General features: G+C 72.2%; 18 protein-coding genes and 1 pseudogene. 15 read left to right on the top strand and 4 right to left on the bottom strand.

Translation table 11 applies throughout. The features are described from left to right. Window positions 1–93 precede the first annotated feature (93 nt). Window positions 94–1815: a 2-isopropylmalate synthase gene (gene leuA / locus SAM23877_RS12140; protein WP_053130560.1), complete on the top strand. Its 1722-nt coding sequence runs from the start codon at window positions 94–96 to the stop codon at window positions 1813–1815. Window positions 1816–1999: 184 nt separating this feature from the next. After that, window positions 2000–2695: a TerB family tellurite resistance protein gene (locus tag SAM23877_RS12135; protein ID WP_053130557.1), complete on the top strand. Its 696-nt coding sequence runs from the start codon at window positions 2000–2002 to the stop codon at window positions 2693–2695. Window positions 2696–2758: 63 nt separating this feature from the next. Here the strand turns inward: SAM23877_RS12135 and SAM23877_RS12130 are convergent, their stop codons facing one another. Continuing rightward, window positions 2759–3319, bottom strand: coding sequence for a GNAT family N-acetyltransferase (locus SAM23877_RS12130; RefSeq protein ID WP_053130554.1), 561 nt, complete (start codon window positions 3317–3319; stop codon window positions 2759–2761). A 255-nt stretch (window positions 3320–3574) separates the two neighbouring features. On the opposite strand from SAM23877_RS12130, the gene SAM23877_RS12125 reads away from it, so the two are divergent. The 9 genes from SAM23877_RS12125 (at window position 3575) to SAM23877_RS12085 (ending at window position 14588) form a co-directional block, all read left to right on the top strand. Continuing rightward, window positions 3575–4345: an SCO2525 family SAM-dependent methyltransferase gene (locus tag SAM23877_RS12125; RefSeq protein ID WP_053142383.1), complete on the top strand. Its 771-nt coding sequence runs from the start codon at window positions 3575–3577 to the stop codon at window positions 4343–4345. Between the two features lie 54 nt (window positions 4346–4399). Next, the gene (locus SAM23877_RS12120) at window positions 4400–6244 is read left to right on the top strand and encodes an SCO2524 family protein (RefSeq protein WP_053130552.1); all 1845 of its coding nucleotides are present in this window, start codon (window positions 4400–4402) and stop codon (window positions 6242–6244) included. Between the two features lie 2 nt (window positions 6245–6246). Next, on the top strand, window positions 6247–7164 hold the full coding sequence (locus SAM23877_RS12115) for an SCO2523 family variant P-loop protein (protein WP_053130549.1): 918 nt from the start codon (window positions 6247–6249) through the stop codon (window positions 7162–7164). After that, window positions 7161–8126: an SCO2522 family protein gene (locus SAM23877_RS12110; protein WP_053130546.1), complete on the top strand. Its 966-nt coding sequence runs from the start codon at window positions 7161–7163 to the stop codon at window positions 8124–8126. The genes SAM23877_RS12115 and SAM23877_RS12110 overlap by 4 nt, the downstream gene beginning before the upstream one ends. 1 nt (window position 8127) lies before the next feature. Then, window positions 8128–9108, top strand: coding sequence for an SCO2521 family protein (locus SAM23877_RS12105; RefSeq protein WP_053130543.1), 981 nt, complete (start codon window positions 8128–8130; stop codon window positions 9106–9108). A gap of 69 nt (window positions 9109–9177) precedes the next feature. After that, entirely contained in the window at window positions 9178–10293 is a 1116-nt protein-coding gene (locus SAM23877_RS12100) for a hypothetical protein (protein WP_053130541.1), read from the top strand. Window positions 10294–10448: 155 nt separating this feature from the next. Then, window positions 10449–12551 carry an MMPL family transporter gene (locus tag SAM23877_RS12095; protein WP_079030153.1) on the top strand — a complete coding sequence of 701 codons (2103 nt, stop codon included), beginning with the start codon at window positions 10449–10451 and terminating at the stop codon, window positions 12549–12551. Between the two features lie 118 nt (window positions 12552–12669). After that, window positions 12670–13923 carry a sensor histidine kinase gene (locus SAM23877_RS12090; protein ID WP_162492145.1) on the top strand — a complete coding sequence of 418 codons (1254 nt, stop codon included), beginning with the start codon at window positions 12670–12672 and terminating at the stop codon, window positions 13921–13923. Then, the gene (locus SAM23877_RS12085) at window positions 13920–14588 is read left to right on the top strand and encodes a response regulator transcription factor (RefSeq protein ID WP_053130535.1); all 669 of its coding nucleotides are present in this window, start codon (window positions 13920–13922) and stop codon (window positions 14586–14588) included. The genes SAM23877_RS12090 and SAM23877_RS12085 overlap by 4 nt, the downstream gene beginning before the upstream one ends. Here the strand turns inward: SAM23877_RS12085 and SAM23877_RS12080 are convergent. From SAM23877_RS12080 to SAM23877_RS41165, 3 genes and pseudogenes are all read right to left on the bottom strand, one after another. After that, the gene (locus SAM23877_RS12080) at window positions 14585–16081 is read right to left on the bottom strand and encodes an alpha/beta hydrolase (RefSeq protein ID WP_053130532.1); all 1497 of its coding nucleotides are present in this window, start codon (window positions 16079–16081) and stop codon (window positions 14585–14587) included. The genes SAM23877_RS12085 and SAM23877_RS12080 overlap by 4 nt on opposite strands. A 115-nt stretch (window positions 16082–16196) precedes the next feature. Further along, on the bottom strand, window positions 16197–16676 hold the full coding sequence (locus tag SAM23877_RS12075; protein ID WP_053130529.1) for a cupin domain-containing protein: 480 nt from the start codon (window positions 16674–16676) through the stop codon (window positions 16197–16199). Window positions 16677–17272: 596 nt separating this feature from the next. Then, window positions 17273–17534: pseudogene (locus SAM23877_RS41165) on the bottom strand (transcriptional regulator); the annotation flags it as partial. 115 nt (window positions 17535–17649) lie between these two features. On the opposite strand from SAM23877_RS41165, the gene SAM23877_RS41160 reads away from it, so the two are divergent. The 4 genes from SAM23877_RS41160 to SAM23877_RS12055 are packed head-to-tail and all read left to right on the top strand — an operon-like array spanning window position 17650 to window position 19737. Then, window positions 17650–17856 (top strand): hypothetical protein, encoded by a 207-nt coding sequence (locus SAM23877_RS41160; protein WP_079030151.1) that lies wholly within the window; start codon window positions 17650–17652, stop codon window positions 17854–17856. Next, window positions 17856–18071: a hypothetical protein gene (locus tag SAM23877_RS12065; protein WP_053142381.1), complete on the top strand. Its 216-nt coding sequence runs from the start codon at window positions 17856–17858 to the stop codon at window positions 18069–18071. The genes SAM23877_RS41160 and SAM23877_RS12065 overlap by 1 nt, the downstream gene beginning before the upstream one ends. A gap of 22 nt (window positions 18072–18093) precedes the next feature. Beyond that, on the top strand, window positions 18094–18843 hold the full coding sequence (recO, locus tag SAM23877_RS12060) for a DNA repair protein RecO (protein ID WP_053142379.1): 750 nt from the start codon (window positions 18094–18096) through the stop codon (window positions 18841–18843). A 42-nt stretch (window positions 18844–18885) separates the two neighbouring features. Next, entirely contained in the window at window positions 18886–19737 is an 852-nt protein-coding gene (locus SAM23877_RS12055) for an isoprenyl transferase (RefSeq protein ID WP_053130526.1), read from the top strand. Window positions 19738–19778 lie beyond the last annotated feature (41 nt).

The raw sequence follows: 19778 nt of genomic DNA, 5'->3' as shown, positions 1-19778 counted from the left end.
GGCCGACTCCCTCCCCGCGGAGCTTGGTGGTGCGCGTCGGCCGTCTCTCTGGACACGCGGACACCGCGGACATCACGAGGAGCCCACGCCAACATGGCCAACCGCCAGCAGCCCAGTTCCATGCCGATCACCAAGTACCGCGGCTACGAGCAGGTCGACATCCCCGACCGCACCTGGCCCCACCAGCGCATCACCACCGCCCCCCGCTGGCTCTCCACCGACCTGCGCGACGGCAACCAGGCACTGATCGACCCCATGTCGCCCGCCCGCAAGCGCGCGATGTTCGACCTGCTGGTCAAGATGGGCTACAAGGAGATCGAGGTCGGCTTCCCCGCCTCCGGCCAGACCGACTTCGACTTCGTACGCTCGATCATCGAGGACCCGGACGCCATCCCGGAGGACGTGACGATCTCCGTGCTGACGCAGGCCCGTGAGGACCTGATCGAGCGCACGGTGGAGTCCCTGAAGGGCGCCAGGCGGGCCACCGTCCACCTGTACAACGCGACCGCCCCGGTCTTCCGCCGGGTCGTCTTCCGCGGCTCCCGGGACGACATCAAGCAGATCGCCGTCGACGGCACCCGGCTGGTCATGGAGTACGCCGAGAAGCTGCTGGGCCCCGAGACGGAGTTCGGCTACCAGTACAGCCCCGAGATCTTCACCGACACCGAGCTGGACTTCGCCCTGGAGGTCTGCGAGGCGGTGATGGACACCTACCAGCCCGGCCCCGGCCGCGAGATCATTCTCAACCTGCCGGCCACCGTGGAGCGTTCGACGCCGTCCACGCACGCCGACCGCTTCGAGTGGATGGGCCGCAACCTCTCCCGCCGCGAGTACGTCTGCCTGTCCGTCCACCCGCACAACGACCGCGGTACGGCGGTGGCGGCGGCCGAGCTGGCGCTGATGGCCGGCGCCGACCGCGTCGAGGGCTGCCTGTTCGGACAGGGCGAGCGCACCGGCAACGTCGACCTGGTCACCCTGGGCATGAACCTGTTCTCGCAGGGGGTCGACCCGCAGATCGACTTCTCCGACATCGACGAGATCCGTCGCACGTGGGAGTACTGCAACCAGATGGAGGTCCACCCGCGCCACCCGTACGTGGGCGACCTGGTCTACACGTCCTTCTCCGGCTCCCACCAGGACGCCATCAAGAAGGGCTTCGACGCCATGGAGGCCGAGGCGGCCGCCAAGGGCGTCACCGTCGACGACATCGAGTGGGCCGTGCCCTACCTGCCGATCGACCCCAAGGACGTCGGCCGCTCCTACGAGGCGGTCATCCGCGTCAACTCGCAGTCCGGCAAGGGCGGCATCGCGTACGTCCTGAAGAACGACCACAAGCTGGACCTGCCGCGCCGGATGCAGATCGAGTTCTCCAAGCTGATCCAGGCCAAGACGGACGCCGAGGGCGGCGAGATCACGCCCACGGCCATCTGGGACGTCTTCCAGGACGAGTACCTGCCCAACCCGGACAACCCCTGGGGCCGCATCCAGGTCGCCAACGGCCAGACCACCACCGACCGCGACGGCATCGACACCCTCACCGTCGAGGCCACGGTCGACGGCCAGGAGACCACGCTGGTCGGCACCGGCAACGGACCGATCTCGGCGTTCTTCCACGCCCTGCAGGGCGTCGGCATCGACGTACGCCTGCTGGACTACCAGGAGCACACGATGAGCGAGGGCGCCTCCGCGCAGGCCGCCTCCTACATCGAGTGCGCCATCGGCGACAAGGTGCTGTGGGGCATCGGAATCGACGCGAACACCACGCGCGCCTCGCTGAAGGCGGTCGTCTCCGCCGTCAACCGAGCGGCGCGCTGACCAGCCGAATCGGTGGTTACAGGCCCCGCCCGCCGTTCTCCGGCGGGCGGGGCCCCGTCGTATACCGGCCAACTCCGTGTGCAGGTCACGGAAAGGTCTCCTCCGGGGTACTGACTCCACGTAGGTGATGTGGCTAACATCACGCCAGCGCGACGATGCTGTCGCGCGGTTACGGAGGTGCGACGTGCTGCCTGGACGGGAACGACAGGGCCGAGCTGTCCGGCTGCCGCGCATCCTGGGCACGCGTACCGCGTGGACGCCCGTCGGGGACGGCGAGTTCTTCTGCCCGGGCTGCGGGGGCGACCGCAACTACCAGCGGCTCACCGGCCGCCGCCGCTTCACCCTGCTCGGCGTGCCCGTGCTGCCGCGCGGCGAGTCCGCGCCGACCGTCGAGTGCGCGGCCTGCCGCCGCCACTACGGCACCGACGTCCTCGACCACCCGACCACCACCCGCTTCTCCGCGATGCTCCGCGACGCCGTGCACACCGTCGCCCTCGCCGTCCTCGCCGCGGGCGGCGCCTGCTCCCGTACGTCGCTGGAGACGGCCGCCGTCGCGGTGCGCGCGGCCGGCTTCGAGGACTGCACCGAGGAGCAGCTGGGCGCGCTCGTCGAGGCGCTGGAGGCGGACACCGGCCGGGTCCACGGCGAGCCCTGCGTGCCCGGCCTCGCCATAGAACTCCACGAGGCCCTGGACCCCCTGGCCCCCCACCTGGCGACCGTCGGCCGCGAGTCCATCCTCCTCCAGGGCGCCCGCATCGCCCTGGCCGACGGCCCCTACACCCCCGCCGAACGCGACGCGCTGGCCACGGTGGGCGCGGCCCTGACCATCTGCTCCGACGACGTGACCCGCCTCCTGGAATCGGCGGGCACGCCTTCCTGACCGGCCCGGGCAGCCGCCCGGCCCCGGCGATCGCGGCCGCGGCCGGCGCGGTCCGGCCACCGTTCAGAGCGGCGACGCCTGGTCCGTCAGGTCCAGGCGCAGGATCTGGCGGTGCATGCCGGGGCCGAAGTAGTCCGGGCGCAGGCCGCCGTCGGGCTCCTCCGGGCGGAAGCCCAGGCCTCGGTAGAGGAAGATGGCGGCGAGGTTGGCGGGTTCCACGGTCAGGCGCACCACCCGGATGCCGTCCCGGCACAGCCGGTCCAGCACCTCCGTCATCAGCTCCCGGCCCAGCCCGTGACGCCGGCGGTCCTGCGTCACGCACAGGCCGAGTATCCAGCTGTCCGCGCCGAGCGCCCGGGTGGCGGCGAGCACGTAGCCGCGCAGCCGGCCCGTGCCGTCGTCCAGCACCAGGAAGTGCTCCTCGTACATGTCGAAGAGCTGGCGCAGGAGGAAGCCGGGATAGGCGACGTCCTGGAAGACCTCCTCGTCGAGCCGCCGCAGTTCGGGCAGGTCGGCCTCCTGGGCCGTGCGCAGGACCAGCGGCGGTTCGTCGGGACGAGGAGGGCCGGCATCCGTGAGCCGATCGCGGCGGGCCAGGGAACGTTCCAGCGGTTCGGCGGTCATGCAACCCCCAGTCAGGACGTGCGAGGTCAACTCGACGGGTGCGCTTTTCATTCGTCAGGAGTACGCGGCATCGTGTGGCGGCCGCCGCCCCCTCCTGGCTAGAGTGAGCTTCCAACTTGCCTCGTGCAAGGGCGAGTTAAGGTGTGCGTCCATGCGCCCGACGTGCGCCCGGCGGACGAGGTCTGGCGGTTTCCCGGCTGTCTCGACGTGTCCTGGTGGCCTACCGTGCACGGCACTGGGCTTGTCCGGATTCGAATGGAACGCGGCAGGGTGACTATGGATCGCAACGCCGACGCACCTTGGTCGAAGTTCGATCCCGAGGTGTACGTCGACAACAATTACCGGACGCCGCTCGAAGTGGACCTGTTGATCGTCCGGTTGATGCGCGACCACTTCGGGCGCTGTTTCTCCGGGGGCGTGCCGGATTCGGTGCGGGGCGTCGACGCCGGTGCCGGGGCGAATCTCTATCCCGCGCTCTCGATGCTCCCCTGGTGCGAAAAGATCCTTCTGCTGGAATTCGCGCGTCCGAATGTCGAGTACCTGGAGAGGCAGGTCTCCTCCGGGGGCTTCGACACGGCGTGGGACGCGTTCTGGGACGTGCTCCGTGAGGCCCCCGCCTACGCCGCAGTCGAGCCGAGGAGCCGGTTCGGCGAGATCGTCCGGGTGGAGCGGGGCAACCTGTTCGACCTCGACGGACACCGGCGCTGGGACCTCGGGACCATGTTCTTCGTCGCCGATTCCATGTCCGAGTGTCCCGACGAGTTCAAGCGGGGTGTGCGGTGCTTCATGAACGCCCTCGGTGAGCGTGCGCCTTTCGCCGCCGCGTTCATGAAGGAGTCGGTCGGTTATCGCGTCGGCGATCACGACTATCCGGCCTACCGGGTGAACGAGGACCGGGTCAGAGAGAGCCTCGCTCCGTTCACCGCCGAGCTGGAGATCCACGATCTGCACCACATGGTGCGGCCGGGACACGAGGGAATGCTCCTCGCCCTGGGGCGGCGCAATTCGGAGGTTGCCGTCCCGTAGGAACGGGGACCATGCTGAACACAGGGCAACGAGATCTGTACGAGGGGTGCGGGGATGCAGATCAAGCCACGCCAGCACATGCTGGAAATCTGGCAGGCCATGGCCCGTCACTCGTTCGAGGACGGGAAGCTCGTCCGGGGGGACACCGACGGGCTGAGCAGCGTCGCGGACGCCGAGCGCCTGCTCTGCCTGCTCTATCCCGCCACCGAGGTCCCCGCCTTCCGGCTCGACCAGCCCGACACCACCGAACGCGACGTCCTGCGCGCCCTCGACCGGATCGGCAGCCGGCTCGAGATCCCGCCCAACCTGATCACCGCGCTGACCCAGTTCATGCGCACGCACACCGGCACGGACGACAGCCCCACCTTCGCCGGCGGACACTACTTCAGGTCCGCCGAGCCCGACGGCGAGATCACCCACGAACAGAGCCAGCTCGGCGTGGTGGACTCCTACTCCATGTCCGTCACGCTCTGCCTCGCCACCCTCGGGTTCCTCAAGGTCTACGAGGGCACCACGACCCGCCCCGAGGTGCTCAGGGCGATCGCCGAGCTGAGGGACGCCACCAACGCCCGGCTGACCGCCGCCATGATCAGCCTGCTGCGTTCCTTCACCGTCAACGTCTTCGACGCCGAGTCCGAGCAGGGCAAGCGGCTCATCCAGGTCGTCGGACAGGGCAGACAGTCCGACCGGGCCGTCCTCCAGCAGTTCTCCCGCAAGTTACGCCCCCTGCGCGCCACCATCATCGAGAGCCTGACCCGCGGCATCCAGGTCGACGAGGGCATCCGCGACGAGAGCCAGCTCTTCGAGTGCGGCTGGGCCTGGGGCATCGTCAAGGACGCGCCGACCGTCACCGACCTGGACGTCCAGGTCCACGGGCAGCCCGACGGCATCGCCGACCGGCTGCCCTACGTGTACTTCACCGTCGTCGCCCTCGACGGCATCCAGGACCTGTTCTCCGACCGCACCCTCACCCTCGGACTGCTCGACGCCGACCAGCAGAAGCTCGCCGAGGCGCTGCGCCTGCGCTGGGAACTCAGCCAGCAGTACTGGTCCGCGATCGCCCGTTTCGGCGGCGAGCGCTGGCCTCTGGAGGACCTGCCCTGGCAGACCACCGGCCTGCGCCTGGAGTCCGAGTACTTCTCGCTGACCGTCGCGGCCATCCTCGTCCACGACCTGGTCCGCCGGAAGGCGACCGACGACGACCTCACCCGCACCGTCGCCGTCATGGAGCGCCTCGCCGACCGGGGCCGGGTCACCAGCCGGATGACCAAGGACGACCCCACCATCAGGCTGCACACCCCCGGCGTCACCATGCCGCTCGCCGGGTCCGAGCACTCCGGCGGGGTCCTCCTGTGGCGGATGACCGACTACTCCGCCCAACTGCTCAAGCGGATCATCCAGCTGGCCACGCTGTCGCGGAACATCGGCGCGCAGGACCGGCTGCTGCGCCTCGCCGAGCAGGCCTTCGAGCACCTGTGGTCCCGGCGCATCGACGACGAGGACGGCGCCGGCCTCTGGGACGACGTGCGGTCCGTCTACCCCGACGCGCGAACCGCCGGCCTGCGCATGTCCTGGAGCATCACCGAGCGCGTCACCGAATGCCTCGTCGCCGCCCGCAACCTCTACGAGCAGCAGCCCATCCGCAGCCCCGAACTCGCCGAGCTGGCCCGCGAACTGCTCAGCGAGGCCACCCACCTGTTCGGCAAGGAACAGCTGGAGGCGTCCGCCGCCGCCGACGGCAGCCGGGCCCGCGCCATGCGGAGCATCGAGAGCCGCCTCGACCACGCCCGCGGCCTGGTCGACGAACGGCCCGCCACCGCCTTCGCGCTGGCCCTCCCCGTCCTGCAGGAACTCGACACCCTGGCCCAGGCCAGGGGAGCCGCCGCGCAGGAGGTGTGAGGGTGCTCGTCTTCGCCGCCTCCGACAAAGGAGGCACCGGGCGGTCCGTGACCAGCGCCAACCTGGCCTACCAGCGGGCCCTCACCGGCGATCACGTGGCCTACGTGGACTTCGACTTCGGCTCGCCCACCGCCGCCGCGGTCTTCGACGTGCCCGGCGCCATGCGCGGCACCGAGGAACGCGGCCTCCACTCCTACCTGGAGGGAGAGACCGCCGAGCCGGCCAGGATCGACGTCTGGCGCCAGACCGAACACCCCCTGCTGCGTGCCCGGCCCAACCAGTCCGGCCGGCTCGTCCTGTTCCCCGGCGACGCGGGCGGCGGCGAGTTCGCCACCGGCGAGGAGACCCTGGAGCGGTGCGTCGACCTGCTGCTGCGGCTGAACGGCGAGTTCGACATCACCGTCGTGGATCTCAGCGCCGGCCGCAGCTACGCGGTCGACATGGTCCTCGCGGCCACCGCCCACCCCCGGATGCGCAACGTGCCCTTCCGCTGGCTCGTCTTCCACCGCTGGACGCGCCAGCACGTGATCGCCGCCTCCGGCCTGGTCCACGCGGACCACGGCATCATCGGCGGCGGCGTCGACCGGGGCCACGACGAGGACGCCCTGCGCGCCGCGATCCGCTTCGTGCGCGCCGCCGTACCGGATCCCGAGTCGCCGCTGTGGTCCCAGGGCTCGCCCGCCCAGGCCGCCTGGATGCAAACGTGCGACGAGGCGCTGCGCCGGCTCGCCGCCGAGCACCGGATCGGCGACAGCGTGGTACTCGGTGTCGTACCGCTGGAGCCGATACTCCAGTGGCGCGAGCAGCTGATCACCGAGGAGGACGTGCTCTCCACCCAGATCGCCAACAAGGAGACCCTGGAAGCGCTGGAGGAGATCGCCCGGCGGCTCACCGACGACTCGCACTGGGGGCGGCCGTGACGGAAGAGGTGTTCCGCGAGACCGCCGCCGAGCCGCGCACCCAGTCGGTGCCGCTGGCCCACCTCTCCCTGGAGCTGGGCCACCTGTACATGGAGGACTTCGAGGCCGGCCCCGCCCGCCTGCGCCGGCACTTCGCCGAAGTACGCCCCTGGGTGGAGGCGGCCCGCACCGCCGCCACCGCCCGGGCCGGCGGCAAACGCGCCCGGATCAGCACCTGCTTCCTCATCGACGACTACTTCACCCGCTTCTCCACCCCCGCCGACGTCGTGCCCATGCTGCTCGCGGAGGCCGAGCGGGCCGGGCTGAGCGTCGACTACCTCGCCCGCGAGTCCGGCTGCGCCGTCACCGGCAAGGTGCCCGTCGCGGAGGCGGTGGCCGGCCGCATCGTCGAGTCGCCGCCACCCGGCAGTCACGGTCTGCGCCCGCCCACCGCGCAGACCGGCTGGCTGGCCAACGGCGAGCGCAGCCCCGTCGCCCGTGCCCCGCAGGCGATGAAGCGCGCCACCGCCTGGCAGCCGCCCAAGGAGACCGCCGCCCGCCGCCACTCCGTCTTCCTCGACGTCGAGCTGTGGAGCGACGACGCCGACGGGCACCGCACCTGGTCCTGCCCCTTCCTCGCGGCCGTGTGGCAGCTCGCCCGCCTCGGACTGCTGCGCAACGAGGGCGACGCCGTCCTCGTCCCCCAGCCGCACACCGGCACCGGCTTCCCGGACGACTGGGACGAACTGCCCTCCCTGCTGCGGCTCGACGCACGCGCGGACCCCTTCGCCGCCTACCGGACCTGCTCGGTGCTGCCCACCCGGTTCCTGCCCGTCGAGCACGCCGTCCGCGTGATCCTCGACCAGATCGAGGTCGACCCGGGAGCGCTCGCACAGGTCGCCGAACGCTCCGGCCGGGAGCGCACGCCCGTCCCCGACTCGGTCGCCGACCGGGTGTCCTACGTCTACTACGCGGGGCCGTGACGTGGCGCCGCGGCAGAGCACACCGGGCGCGGACCTCGTCTGCGGCGAGGTCCGCACCTGCCTGCTGCCCGCCCGGCAGGCCCTGGACATCCGGTCCGCCGCCCAGCTCCTGGCCCTGCGCGCCGACGAACGCGTCCTGCTCTCCGAGCGCCCGGGCCTCTACGCGCGTTCCCCCGACACCCTCACCGGCGTCGACTGCCCGCTGCCCAGCGCCACCGGCGCCCGCGTCCGCGCGGTCGGCACCGTCGCCGCACGCGCCGCGCTCACCGAGGGACGCCTGCTGCAGACCTCCGCCCGCTTCCGGGTGCCCGCGTCCGGCCCGGACCAGCGGCGGCCCTGGGGGGAGTACCTGGTGCGGCCCGGCGTGGTCGAACCGCTCGGGAAACTGCCCCACGAGGCGGTCGCGCGGGGTGTGCTCGACGGCGGACGGCACGGCGACCTCGACGTCGGACTGATCGCCGACGGGCTGCTCACCCGGCTGCTGCGCCACCCCCTGCTCGACCAGCGTCCGCCCTTCCGGTCCCGCCCGACCCGGCTGCGCTGGGTGGCCCTGCCCGCCGCCCCGGGCGACGGCCCCTCCCTCGAGCGCTTCACCCTCGCCGAGGACGAACTGCGCACCGTACGGCTCCGGGTGCCCGAGGGCACCGACGGCGCCGAGCTCGCCGTGCTCTGCGACGACCTCGCCCTGCACGACTGGCTGCTCACCACCGTGGTCCGCATGTTCGACGGCATCCGGCTGGGCCAGGGAGCCGCCGAGGACGCGGGCGCCGTCGTCAGGACGCTGCGTCCGGCCGTCGACCACCTGCTGCACCTGTGGATGCCCGCGGCCCGGGTGGCCGGCGGGCTGGCCCCGCTGTGGGACCCGCTCGAGGAGCGGCCCGGCTTCACCCGGCAGTGGCAGGCCCTGGTGCAGCGCATCCGCGACCAGCTCACCCTGCACGCCATTCCCTCAGCCCACCGGGAGGTGGAGCCGGTCCCCTGACCGGCGCCGGCGCCTCCCACGCACATCCCACCCCGATCCGACGCGTATCCCAACGGGGGGAGAAGCGAGATGAGCACGGCACAGTCACCCCGCCCCGACGACACGGCCCGCACCCGGGGCCCGGCCGACCCGAGAGGGGAGTCGCCATGGGCACGCATGCTGCTGGTGGCCCTGGTCGTCGGCGCCCTGTTCTGGAGCGTCACGGCGCTGCTGAGCCCGGAGGACGGCACGCTGCGGCAGTTCGCGGCCGCCGTGCTCTGCGCCGGCGCCGCCATGGCCGTCCAGTACGTCCTCGGCCTGGCCCCACGCCCGGGCCACGTGCGGCTGGAGGAGCACACCCGCCGGGTGGAGAGCGCCCTGGCCGAGAACACCGCCGCCGTCCGGGAGGGCCTGACCCGGTACGACGACGAGTTGCGGACCGGCCTGACCCGGCACACCGAGGACGTGAAACAGCTGGTCGAGAGCCACGTCACGCAGGCGGACCACCGGACGGCGGAGTCCTACCCGCCGCTGGACCGGGCCCGCATCGACAGCGTGCCCGACCTGGCCAAGGGCTTCGCCGACGTGCTGCTGCCGGAGCCCTCGATCCTCCACACCTTCGTCCACCTGGAGATGACCCGCGTGGTCGGCCACATGGCGGACCTCACCAACCAGAGCGCCGAGTGCCCGGGCGAGAACCACGACTGGATGCTCACCCTCACCCGCGCCGCCGAGCACTCCATCTGCGCCACCAGCACCTCCGTCGACCGGGAGTTCTGGAACAGCGAGCCCGCCGGACGCTACCTCGACGCCCAGCAGGAGGCGATCGACGAACAGGGCGTGTCGGTGCGCCGGCTGTTCCTGCTGGAGAGCGCGCGGGAGCTCGACGACCGGCTGCTGAGGCTCTGCGAGGAGCAGGAACTGCGGCGCATCGACGTCCGCGCGGCCGTCCTGCCCGAACTGCCCCCGCACCTCCAGCGCGGCACCACCAACGACTTCATCCTCTACGACGAGGAGGTGTCGTTCGAGATCGAGCAGGACCTGAGGGACGTCAACGTCCGGACCCGGCTCACCGCGCGCCAGGACTACGTACGGGACCGGCTGAAGCGCTTCAAGGAGCTCTGGGACGCCGGCATGGGCCTGCGGGAGCTGGAGGTACGGGTCGACGCCGAGGAGGACGGCAACTGGATGGTCGACCGGGCCTGACCGCACCACCGCCCCCGCTACTCCTCGGGGAGTAAGGACGGCCGGGCGTCACCCCTGGCAGTAGCCGCGGACTCGCCCGCACGCCCGACGCGTCGGCTCCCCGCCGCCGGAAGTCTGGACACCGAACCGGACATCCAGCGGAGGGAGCCCGTCAGATGGGGGCCGTAGGAAGAAGCGGGGCGCCGGGAGCGGCAGGCGGGGGACGGCGCCGGGCCGTGCCCTGGCTGGTGCTCGGGCTGTGGATCGCCGTACTGGCCATCGCCTCCCCGTTCGCGTCGAAACTGTCGGACGTGCAGCGCGACCGGCCCGTCGACTACCTGCCGGCGAGCGCCGACTCGACCCGGGTCGCCGAGATCCAGGACCGGCTGCCGGGCGGCGGCGCCACCGAGATGGTCGTCGTCTACCACCGCGACACCGGACTGACCGCCGCCGACCGGGCCACCGCCGCCGGCCAGATCGACGAGATCGCGGGCGCGCACCGGCTGACCGGCCGCCCGGCGGGCATCCCGTCCGAGGACGGCACCACCCTCATGTACCCGGTCGCCAGTACCGAGCCCGGCCAGGACGAGGAGGCCCGGGACGCACTGGTCGACGCCGTCCGGGAGGTCGCCCGGGGCGGCGACGGGCTGAGCGTGGCGGTCGGCGGCGAGGGGGCACTGGCCACGGACGCCGCCCAGGTCTACGACTCGCTCGACGGCCCCCTGCTCTACACCACCGCCGCCGTCGTGGCCCTGCTGCTGATCCTCATCTACCGCAGCCCCTTCCTGTGGCTGGTCCCGCTCGCCGTCGCCGGGATCGCCGACTACCTCTCGATGGGCGTCGCCTACGGCCTCCACCAGTGGTTCGGCACCTCGGTCTCCGGTCAGAGCACCGGCATCATGACCATCCTCGTCTTCGGTGTCGGCACCGACTACGCGCTGCTGCTGGTCTCCCGCTACCGCGAGGAACTGCGCCGGACCGAACGCCCCCACGACGCGATGCTCGCCGCCCTGCGCGGTTGCGGGCCCGCCGTGCTCGCCTCCTCCGGCACCGTCGCCGCCGGACTGCTGTGCCTGCTCGCCGCCGACCTCAACTCCAGCCGCGGCATGGGCCCGCTGGGCACCGTGGGCGTGCTGTGCGCGCTGGCCGCGATGCTCACGCTGCTGCCCGCGATCCTGGTCCTGCTGGGCCGCCGCGTCTTCTGGCCGCTCGTTCCCCGCCATGGCAGCACGCCCAAGGCCCGCAGGTCGCTGTGGACCGCGATGGGCGGCTCCGCCGAACGCCGGCCCCGTGCCGTGCTCGTGGGCGGCGCCGTCCTGCTCGGCGCGCTGGCGCTCGGCTCGTTCAACCTGCCCGGCTCCCTCAAGCAGGAGGACTCCTTCACCAGCAGGCCGGACGCCATCGCCGCCATGGAGACCCTCGCCGCCGCCTACCCGGAGCGCGGCACCCAGCCCATCACCGTCATCGCCCCCACCGACCGGGCCGGCGCCGCCCTCGCCGACGCCCGGGACACCCCCGGCGTCGCGAGCGCCGAGGAGGGCCGCGGCGGAGGGGGAGGCTGGACCGAACTGACCCTGCTGGCCACCGCCCCGCCCCAGTCGGCGGCCGAGACCGCCACCATCGAGGCCCTGCGCGACAGACTCGACGGCTCCTACGTCGGCGGCCCCAGCGCCCAGCAGCTCGACCTGGAGAACACCAACGCCCGGGACACCGTCATCGTCATCCCGATCGTGCTGCTCTCGGTCCTGCTGATCCTCGTGGTCCTGCTGCGCTCCCTGATCGCGCCGCTGATCCTGGTCGCCGCCGTCGTCGCCGTGTGGGGCGCGGCCCTCGGCATCGGCGGACTCGTCTTCGGCCCGCTCCTCGGCTTCGAGGGCACCGACCCGGGCCTTCCCCTGCTGTCGTTCGTCTTCCTGGTCGCACTCGGCGTCGACTACGGCATCTTCCTCATGCACCGCATGCGGGAGGAGTCCCTCCACGGCGCCGAACCCACGCAGGCCGCGCTCACCGCGCTGCGCGCGACGGGCGGTGTCATCGCCTCCGCGGGACTGGTCCTGGCGGCCACCTTCGCGGTGCTCACCAGCATGCCGATGGTGCAACTCGTCGAGCTGGGCTTCGTCATCGCGGTCGGCGTCCTCCTCGACACCTTCCTCGTCCGCACCTACCTGGTCACCAGCGCGAGCGTCGCCCTGCGGCGCCGGGTGTGGTGGCCGGGCCGGCTCTCCCGGGCGCCCGGCGCCCCGGTGCGGGCCGGGGAGCGGGAGACCGCCGGTGTCTGAGGTGTCCCACGACCGGAGCGCGCCCCTCCCCTCCCGGAGGGGCGCGTCCGTCGCGGAGGATGGGCGGGTGCACGCACCCACCCCGAACGCGTCCGGGCCCCGCCTCGGCGAGCGGGTCATGGCCGTGATCAACCGCGACCCCCGCACCGCCGAGCACGGCACCCGCAACGACGCCGTGCTCGCCGCGGTCCTGTTCACCGCGGCGGCCTGCCTGGCGCTGTTCACGGACGAGGGGCGCCGCCCGGACACCCTGGGCTGGGTGCTGCTGCTCACCGCGCACGTGCCGATCGTGTGGCGGCGACGGCACCCGCTGCTGGTGCTCGCGCTGGTGGTGGCACTGGTCGGCCCCTACCACGCCCTGGACAACAACCACGCCGCGCCCGGCCCCGCCTCCTACGTCGCGCTCTACACGCTCGCCGTCACCGGCCGCCCCCTGCGCACGATCCTGACGGGCGTCGCGGTCCTCACGGTGTCCGTGAGCATCATGCTCACCGTCGACACCCATCGGGCCGTCGAGCTGCTCCGGATCTCCGGCTGGGTGGTCGCCATCCTCTTCGCCGGCGTCGACGTCCGCTACTACCGCCAGTACGTCGCCGCCATCGTCGAACGCGCCGAGCGTGCCGAACGCACCCGCGAGGAGGAGGTCCGGCGCCGCGTCGCCGAGGAACGCCTGCGCGTCGCCCGGGACCTGCACGACCTGTTGGCGCACAGCATCACCCTGATCGGCGTGCAGACCTCGGTCGCCGCTCACGTCCTGACCGCGGACCCCGAGCGCCTGGACCGGGCCGCGGTCGCCAAGGCCCTCGACGACATCGCCGAGACCTGCCGCTCCGCACGTGGTGAACTGCGGACCACGCTGGAGGTCCTGCGGGGACAGGACGCGCCCGACGCCCGCGGTCCCCTGCCCGGACTGCACGGCCTGCCCGACCTGGTGGAGGCCGCCCGGCTCGCCGGAGCCCGGGCCGAGCTGGCGGTGGACGCCGGCGACGTGCCGCCCGCGGTCGGCGCCGCCGCCTACCGCATCGTGCAGGAGGCGCTGACCAACGCCGTACGTCACGCGGGGCCCGAACCGTCCGTCCGCGTCGAGGTGCGCGGCGAGCGGGGCGCCCTGCGCCTGTCCGTCACGGACGACGGCACCCGCGCCGACGGCCCCCGGGGCACCGCGCTCGACGGCACCCCCGGGTTCGGCCTCGTCGGCATGCGCGAACGGGCCCGCAGCGTGGGTGGCACACTCGACGCCGGGCCGCGGGACGGGGACACCGGTGGTTTCGAGGTGACGGCCGTACTGCCGGCTCCCGCGGAGGCCTCCCGTCCCGGGACGGCCCCGCTCCTGACGACCGTGACCCCTGAGAGACCTGAGAGCGACGGATGACCATACGCGTGCTGCTCGCGGACGACCAGAACCTCGTCCGGGCCGCGTTCGCCCTGCTCGTGGCGTCGGCCCCCGACATGGAGGTCGTCGGCGAGGCGGGCACCGGCCGCCAGGCCGTGGAACGGGCCCGCGCCGAACGCGCCGACCTCGTCGTCATGGACATCCGGATGCCCGACCTGGACGGCATCGAGGCGACCCGGCTGATCGCGGCCGACGAGGACCTCGCGGGCGTGAAGGTGCTGGTCCTCACCACCTACGACACCGACGACAACATCGTGGAGGCGCTCCGCGCGGGCGCCTCCGGTTTCCTGGTGAAGGACACGCGGCCCGCCGAACTCCTCGACGCCATCCGCACGGTGACCGCCGGCGACGCGCTCCTGTCGCCCGGCCCGACGGCCCGGCTGATCGAGCGGTTCCTGCGCAGCCCGGCCACACCGGCGGTGGGTGCCGGCGGTCCCGGCTGCCTGTCGGACCGCGAGCGCCAGGTGCTCACCCTGGTCGCGCGCGGCCTCAACAACACCGAGATCGCCGACACCCTGGGCCTGAGCCCGCTCACCGCCAAGACCCACGTCAGCCGCATCATGGGGAAACTGGGGGCGCGGGACCGGGCGCAACTGGTCATCGTGGGTTACGAGTCGGGGCTGGTGACGCCGGGGGCCGGCTAGTCGCAGCGGACGTCCGCGCCGGGCCGCTGCCCGGTCGCCAGGAAGCGGGAGGCCGTCCGGTCGCCGCAGGCGTTGCCGTTGGCGAGGTAGGGGTTGTGGCCGGTGGAGTCCACGGTGACCAGGACCGCGCGCCGGCCGAGCGCCTCCCGCATCCTCAGGGCGCCGGCGAGCGGGGTGGCGACGTCCCGCTCGTTCGAGACGAGCAGGACGTTGGACGGGCCCTCGTCGGTGATCCGCACCGGGGCCTCACGCGGCGGGTACGGCCAGGCGGCGCACAGCATGGCGTTGCGGGGCATCCCGGCCGTGAGCGGGTACTTGGCGCGGCTCTCGGCGACGCCCTTCTCGTACACGGCCCGCGACGTGGGCCAGGCCACGTCGTTGCACAGCGTCCCGGCGCCCACGGCGGTGACGTTCTGGAGCACGGCCTCGGGCGGTGCCTGGGGTGCGGGCGGCACGGTGCCCTCCTGAGCGGCCCGCATCAGCCGGGCGAGCGTCGGGTAGCGGCCGGGGGAGTAGAGGCTGTCCAGCATGGTCTGGCGCAGCACGTTGCCGTTCAGCTCCGCCGGATTGGCTCCCGGCCAGGGGAGGGGCTCGCGGTCCAGCCGGGCGGCGAGCCGCAGGAACATCGGGCGCACCTCCGCCGCCGTGCGGGCCAGACGGTCGGGGTTGCCCGGCTCGGACGCCCAGGCCGCGAAGTGCGGGAAGGTGTCCTCGACGCCCTGCTCGTGCGCGGCCAGCCAGGCGCGGTTGACGCGGGCCGGGTCGGGGTCGTCGACGCTGTCGAGCACGAAGCGGTCGGTGCGGTGCGGGAACTTCTGCGCGTACACCGCCCCCACGTACGTACCGTACGACGTCCCCCACGCGGAGATCCTCCGCTCGCCGAGCGCGGCCCGGAGGCGGTCGATGTCGCGGGCCTCGTTGGCGGTGCTCAGGTGTCTGATCAGCTCGCCGCCGTTGCGGGCGCAGGCTTCGGCCATGCGGCGGGCGGTGGCCATGTTCGCGTCCACCGAGCCGTCGGGGGTCGGCCACGGGCGGAGCCTGGAGGTGGCGAGGTCGCCGTGGTCCAGGCCGCAGTCGACGGACGTGGACGGGGCGAGCCCGCGCGGCGCGAACCCGACGAGGTCGTAGGTGTCACGGACGTCCTGGGGCAGCTTCTGCCCCTTTCCCGACGGGTCGTTGAGGCTGGAGCCGCCCGGTCCGCCGGCGATGAGCAGGAGCACTCCGCGCCGGGCGGCCGGCTTCTCGCTCGGGATGCGCGAGACGGCGATGTCGATGCGAGGGCTGTCCGGGTCGGCGTGGTCCATCGGGACCCGCAGGGTGGCGCACTGCTGACGGGGATCGAGTCCGGCGCCCTCGCAGGCGCCCCAGGCGAGGGACTCGGACGAGCCCCGCTCCGGGGCCGCGGAGGCGGTGACGGGTGCGGTGATGCCGAGGAGGGCGGTGGACACGCCGACGAGGGCGGCGTTGCGGATGGTGCGGGTGCGCTGCGTCATGCGACGAGCCTCGCGGATGTGCGGGGCCCTCCCCATCCGGGCAACAACCTGAAACGCAGGGGGGATTACCCCAGTACGCCGACTCGGGGTTCTCCCTGAGAGTCTCGGCCGGCGGTCACAGGAAGAAGCTGTCGTGCTTCACCTGGAACTCCCTCAGTTCCTCACCGCCGCGCCGCGCGAACTCGGCGACGCGCTCGAAGTACTCCTCGCGCGGGGCGCCCGGGGAGAACAGCATGAGCATGGACACGGGGTCGTCGCTGTCGTTCTTGAACGCGTGCAGTCCGCCGACCGGCACGTACAGGAAGTCGCCCTGCCGGCCGGTGACCCAGCGCTCGCCGTCGTACAGCTGGATCTCGCCCGACAGGACGTAGAAGGACTCCGAGATGCTTCGGTGGAAGTGCGTCCTGGCGCCCGGCGCCCTGGGCCCCATGTCCACCTTGTACAACCCGAACTCCCCGCCGGTGGAGGCGTGGCTCGCGAGGTAGTGGGTGGCCGTGCCACTGGGGGCCACGATGTCGGGCGGGGTGTCGGCACCCCTGAACACGGCGTTGATCTCGCCCTTCTCGCCGAGGTAGCGCGGCTCCGGGTACGACATGGATGCCCCTCTCTCCGTGGGTGTCCGGGCAACTCTTGCCGACGGAGGGCACTTCGGGCATCGTCCGCACGATCGAAGGGGCGGGCCGTGGGGCGTAGGTCCGAGGGACCGCCCGCCGGAGGAGTGGCCGTGGGGGCCGCCCGCTTCCTTGCCAGTGTCGTGCCTCCGCGATCCGAGTAAAGGGCGCTGCGCGTCGCCTTCGGCGATCGGCCTGCGGCCGACCCTTGACTCGGCCCGCTCCGGCACGAGGGAGAAGCGAGCGGGCGGCCCGGGGAAAGCGGGTGCCCAGGTACGACGGTCCCTTACGTCGGCTGCCCGGCCCCCGGCGTACGGGGCGCACTCGCGCCTCGCATGCACGCCGGGTCGGCTCAGCGGCTTGCGGGGAGTGGGGTGGGCGGTCCCTGCGTGCGCAGGCCGGGTGGCGGCACGTCGCGTCGCCCGGCGGCCGCCGGTGAGTCGAAGGGAGGGGCAGGGCAGGGAAGGGGGAGCCGCGGGGGAGGGGTCTGCGAAAGCGTGAACACTTTGCTGCAAAGTGTTCACGCTTTCGCGGGGGTGGTCGGGCGGAGCGGGCCCGTCGCAGTGGTGGAAGTGGCGCCACTCGCCAGCCGCTCCAGCTCCGCCGCGTGAGCGAAGTACTCCGCGAACCGCTGCTCCTTGATGAGTTTCCGCCAGAGCCGTTCGAAAAAACCGTCGGTTTGTAGTGACTCGTCAATCCGCTGGGCCACATCCAGCTGTGGCTTGCGAATTGCCTGTTCGAACTGGCCGAAGCTCGACTTGAGTGATTCCCGCGTCCTCGCGTCGGCGTTTCAGTTCCGCGCCGAAGAACTCCCACGCCGCTTGCCGTGAACCGTTGGCCATGACCAACCCCCCGCCAGTGAACCCCACTTGTAGTGCACAGACTCCCGCCGAGTGTAGTCACCGCACGGCATTCTGGGGACACGAAGAGTGAAACCGTAAAGGGAAGGGGAACACGGTGGAGGCACGACACTCGGCGCCCTGCGTCGAAGAAGCGGAGGTAGCGGTGAAAGAATTGCGCGCAGCACTCGTGAAGGCAGGAATTACTCTGCCGTCGCTCGGGCTCGACCCGGTGAGTCTTGCGCGGGAGGCCCCCTGTCCGCTCGTCGAATTGGGCCGGTGTTCCGTCGAGACCGCGCAGCGCCTCGCGGCGGTGTTGCGATGATGATGCCGCCGGTCGGGTCCTACGCCGTCGACCTCCGCAGCGGACGGGTCGGCGTCGTCATGGGGCACGAGGGACCGTACGTCCAGATGCGGCCGTACGGCGGGGGCCGGGAGTGGGACGCCGTGCCGGGTGACGTACGCCACGCCACCCCGGCCGAGCGGCTCAGCGCGGCGATGGCGTACACCAACGCCCGAAGTCGTGGCGAGGTGCCTTGAAGCATGCGCGAGAATGGTCGTCATGAGTCTGTTCCGCGACGACGGCATCGTGCTGCGCACCCAGAAGCTGGGTGAGGCGGACCGGATCATCACCTTGCTCACGCGCGGTCACGGACGCGTACGCGCCGTGGCGCGCGGGGTGCGGCGGACGAAGTCGAAGTTCGGGGCGCGGCTGGAGCCCTTCTCGCACGTGGACGTGCAGTTCTTCTCCAAGGGCAGCGAGCTGGTCGGGCGCGGGCTGCCGCTGTGCACGCAGAGCGAGACCATCGCGCCGTACGGCGGCGGGATCGTCACCGACTACGGGCGGTACACCGCCGGGACGGCCATGCTGGAGACGGCCGAGCGGTTCACGGACCACGAGGGGGAGCCGGCGGTGCAGCAGTACCTGCTGCTGGTCGGCGCGCTGCGGACCCTCGCCCGGGGCGAGCACGCGCCGAACCTCGTGCTGGACGCCTTCCTGCTGCGCTCCCTCGCGGTGAACGGGTACGCCCCGACCTTCGGGGACTGCGCGAAGTGCGGCATGCCCGGTCCGAACCGGTTCTTCTCGGTCGGCTCGGGCGGCTCCGTCTGCGCCGACTGCCGGGTGCCCGGCAGCGTCGTACCCTCGCCGCAGGCCCTGGAACTGCTCGGGGCGCTGCTCACGGGAGACTGGGGGACCGCGGACGCGTGCGAGTCGCGGTACGTCCGGGAGGGCAGCGGGCTGGTGTCCGCGTACCTGCACTGGCACCTGGAGCGCGGCCTGCGCTCCCTGCGGTACGTCGAGAAGTCCTAGAACGACCTGGCAAAGAGATCAGCACGAGGAGACGAGAGACACATGGCCGTACGCGGGATCCTGGGGCGTCAGCGCCGGGACTACAGGACGCCGGAGCCGCACCCGTCCGGCGCGCGGCCCCCGAGGCTCGGTGAGCTGGTACCGGAGCATGTGGCGATCGTCATGGACGGCAACGGGCGCTGGGCCAAGGAGCGCGGGCTGCCGCGCACCGAGGGGCACAAGGTCGGGGCCGAGCGGGTGCTGGACGTGCTCCAGGGCGGCATCGAGATGGGCGTGCGCAACATCTCGCTGTACGCCTTCTCCACCGAGAACTGGAAGCGGTCGCCGGACGAGGTGCGCTTCCTGATGAACTTCAACCGGGACTTCATCCGCAGGACCCGCGACCAGCTCGACGAGCTGGGGATCAGGGTGCGCTGGGTGGGGCGGATGCCCAAGCTGTGGAAGTCGGTCGCCAAGGAGCTCCAGATCGCCCAGGAGCAGACCAAGGGCAACGACCGGCTCACGCTGTACTTCTGCATGAACTACGGCGGGCGTGCCGAGATCGCCGACGCGGCGCAGGCCCTCGCCGAGGACGTGCGGGCCGGGCGGCTCGACCCGTCGAAGGTGAACGAGAAGACCCTCGCGAAGTACCTGTACTACCCGGACATGCCGGACGTGGACCTGTTCCTGCGGCCGAGCGGCGAGCAGCGCACGTCGAACTACCTGCTGTGGCAGAGCGCGTACGCGGAGATGGTGTTCCAGGACGTGCTGTGGCCGGACTTCGACCGGCGGGACCTGTGGCGGGCGTGCCTGGAGTTCGCCTCCCGGGACCGGCGCTTCGGCGGCGCGATCCCCAACGAGGAGCTGCTGGCCATGGAGGGCCGGACGGAAGGCTCCAGCCCGTCCGGCGTGTGAGGACGAGGCCGTTCAGGCCGATGAGAAGGGGGTCCGGGGCG

Source organism: Streptomyces ambofaciens ATCC 23877, from assembly GCF_001267885.1.
Lineage (GTDB): Bacteria > Actinomycetota > Actinomycetes > Streptomycetales > Streptomycetaceae > Streptomyces > Streptomyces ambofaciens.
Note: the sequence above shows the minus strand (reverse complement) of the source record. Positions and strands in the feature narration are given on the sequence as shown.

Bases quoted from the DNA above. Each gene is read 5' to 3' on its own strand.
- SAM23877_RS12120 (WP_053130552.1), top strand. From the start codon at position 4,400: ATGCAGATCAAGCCACGCCAGCACATGCTGGAAATCTGGCAGGCCATG.
- SAM23877_RS12085 (WP_053130535.1), top strand. From the start codon at position 13,920: ATGACCATACGCGTGCTGCTCGCGGACGACCAGAACCTCGTCCGGGCC.
- SAM23877_RS12100 (WP_053130541.1), top strand. From the start codon at position 9,178: ATGAGCACGGCACAGTCACCCCGCCCCGACGACACGGCCCGCACCCGG.
- SAM23877_RS12130 (WP_053130554.1), bottom strand. From the start codon at position 3,319: ATGACCGCCGAACCGCTGGAACGTTCCCTGGCCCGCCGCGATCGGCTC.
- recO (WP_053142379.1), top strand. From the start codon at position 18,094: ATGAGTCTGTTCCGCGACGACGGCATCGTGCTGCGCACCCAGAAGCTG.
- SAM23877_RS12065 (WP_053142381.1), top strand. From the start codon at position 17,856: ATGATGCCGCCGGTCGGGTCCTACGCCGTCGACCTCCGCAGCGGACGG.
- SAM23877_RS12075 (WP_053130529.1), bottom strand. From the start codon at position 16,676: ATGTCGTACCCGGAGCCGCGCTACCTCGGCGAGAAGGGCGAGATCAAC.
- SAM23877_RS12055 (WP_053130526.1), top strand. From the start codon at position 18,886: ATGGCCGTACGCGGGATCCTGGGGCGTCAGCGCCGGGACTACAGGACG.
- SAM23877_RS12090 (WP_162492145.1), top strand. From the start codon at position 12,670: ATGGCCGTGATCAACCGCGACCCCCGCACCGCCGAGCACGGCACCCGC.
- SAM23877_RS12095 (WP_079030153.1), top strand. From the start codon at position 10,449: ATGGGGGCCGTAGGAAGAAGCGGGGCGCCGGGAGCGGCAGGCGGGGGA.
- SAM23877_RS12125 (WP_053142383.1), top strand. From the start codon at position 3,575: ATGGAACGCGGCAGGGTGACTATGGATCGCAACGCCGACGCACCTTGG.
- leuA (WP_053130560.1), top strand. From the start codon at position 94: ATGGCCAACCGCCAGCAGCCCAGTTCCATGCCGATCACCAAGTACCGC.
- SAM23877_RS12080 (WP_053130532.1), bottom strand. From the start codon at position 16,081: ATGACGCAGCGCACCCGCACCATCCGCAACGCCGCCCTCGTCGGCGTG.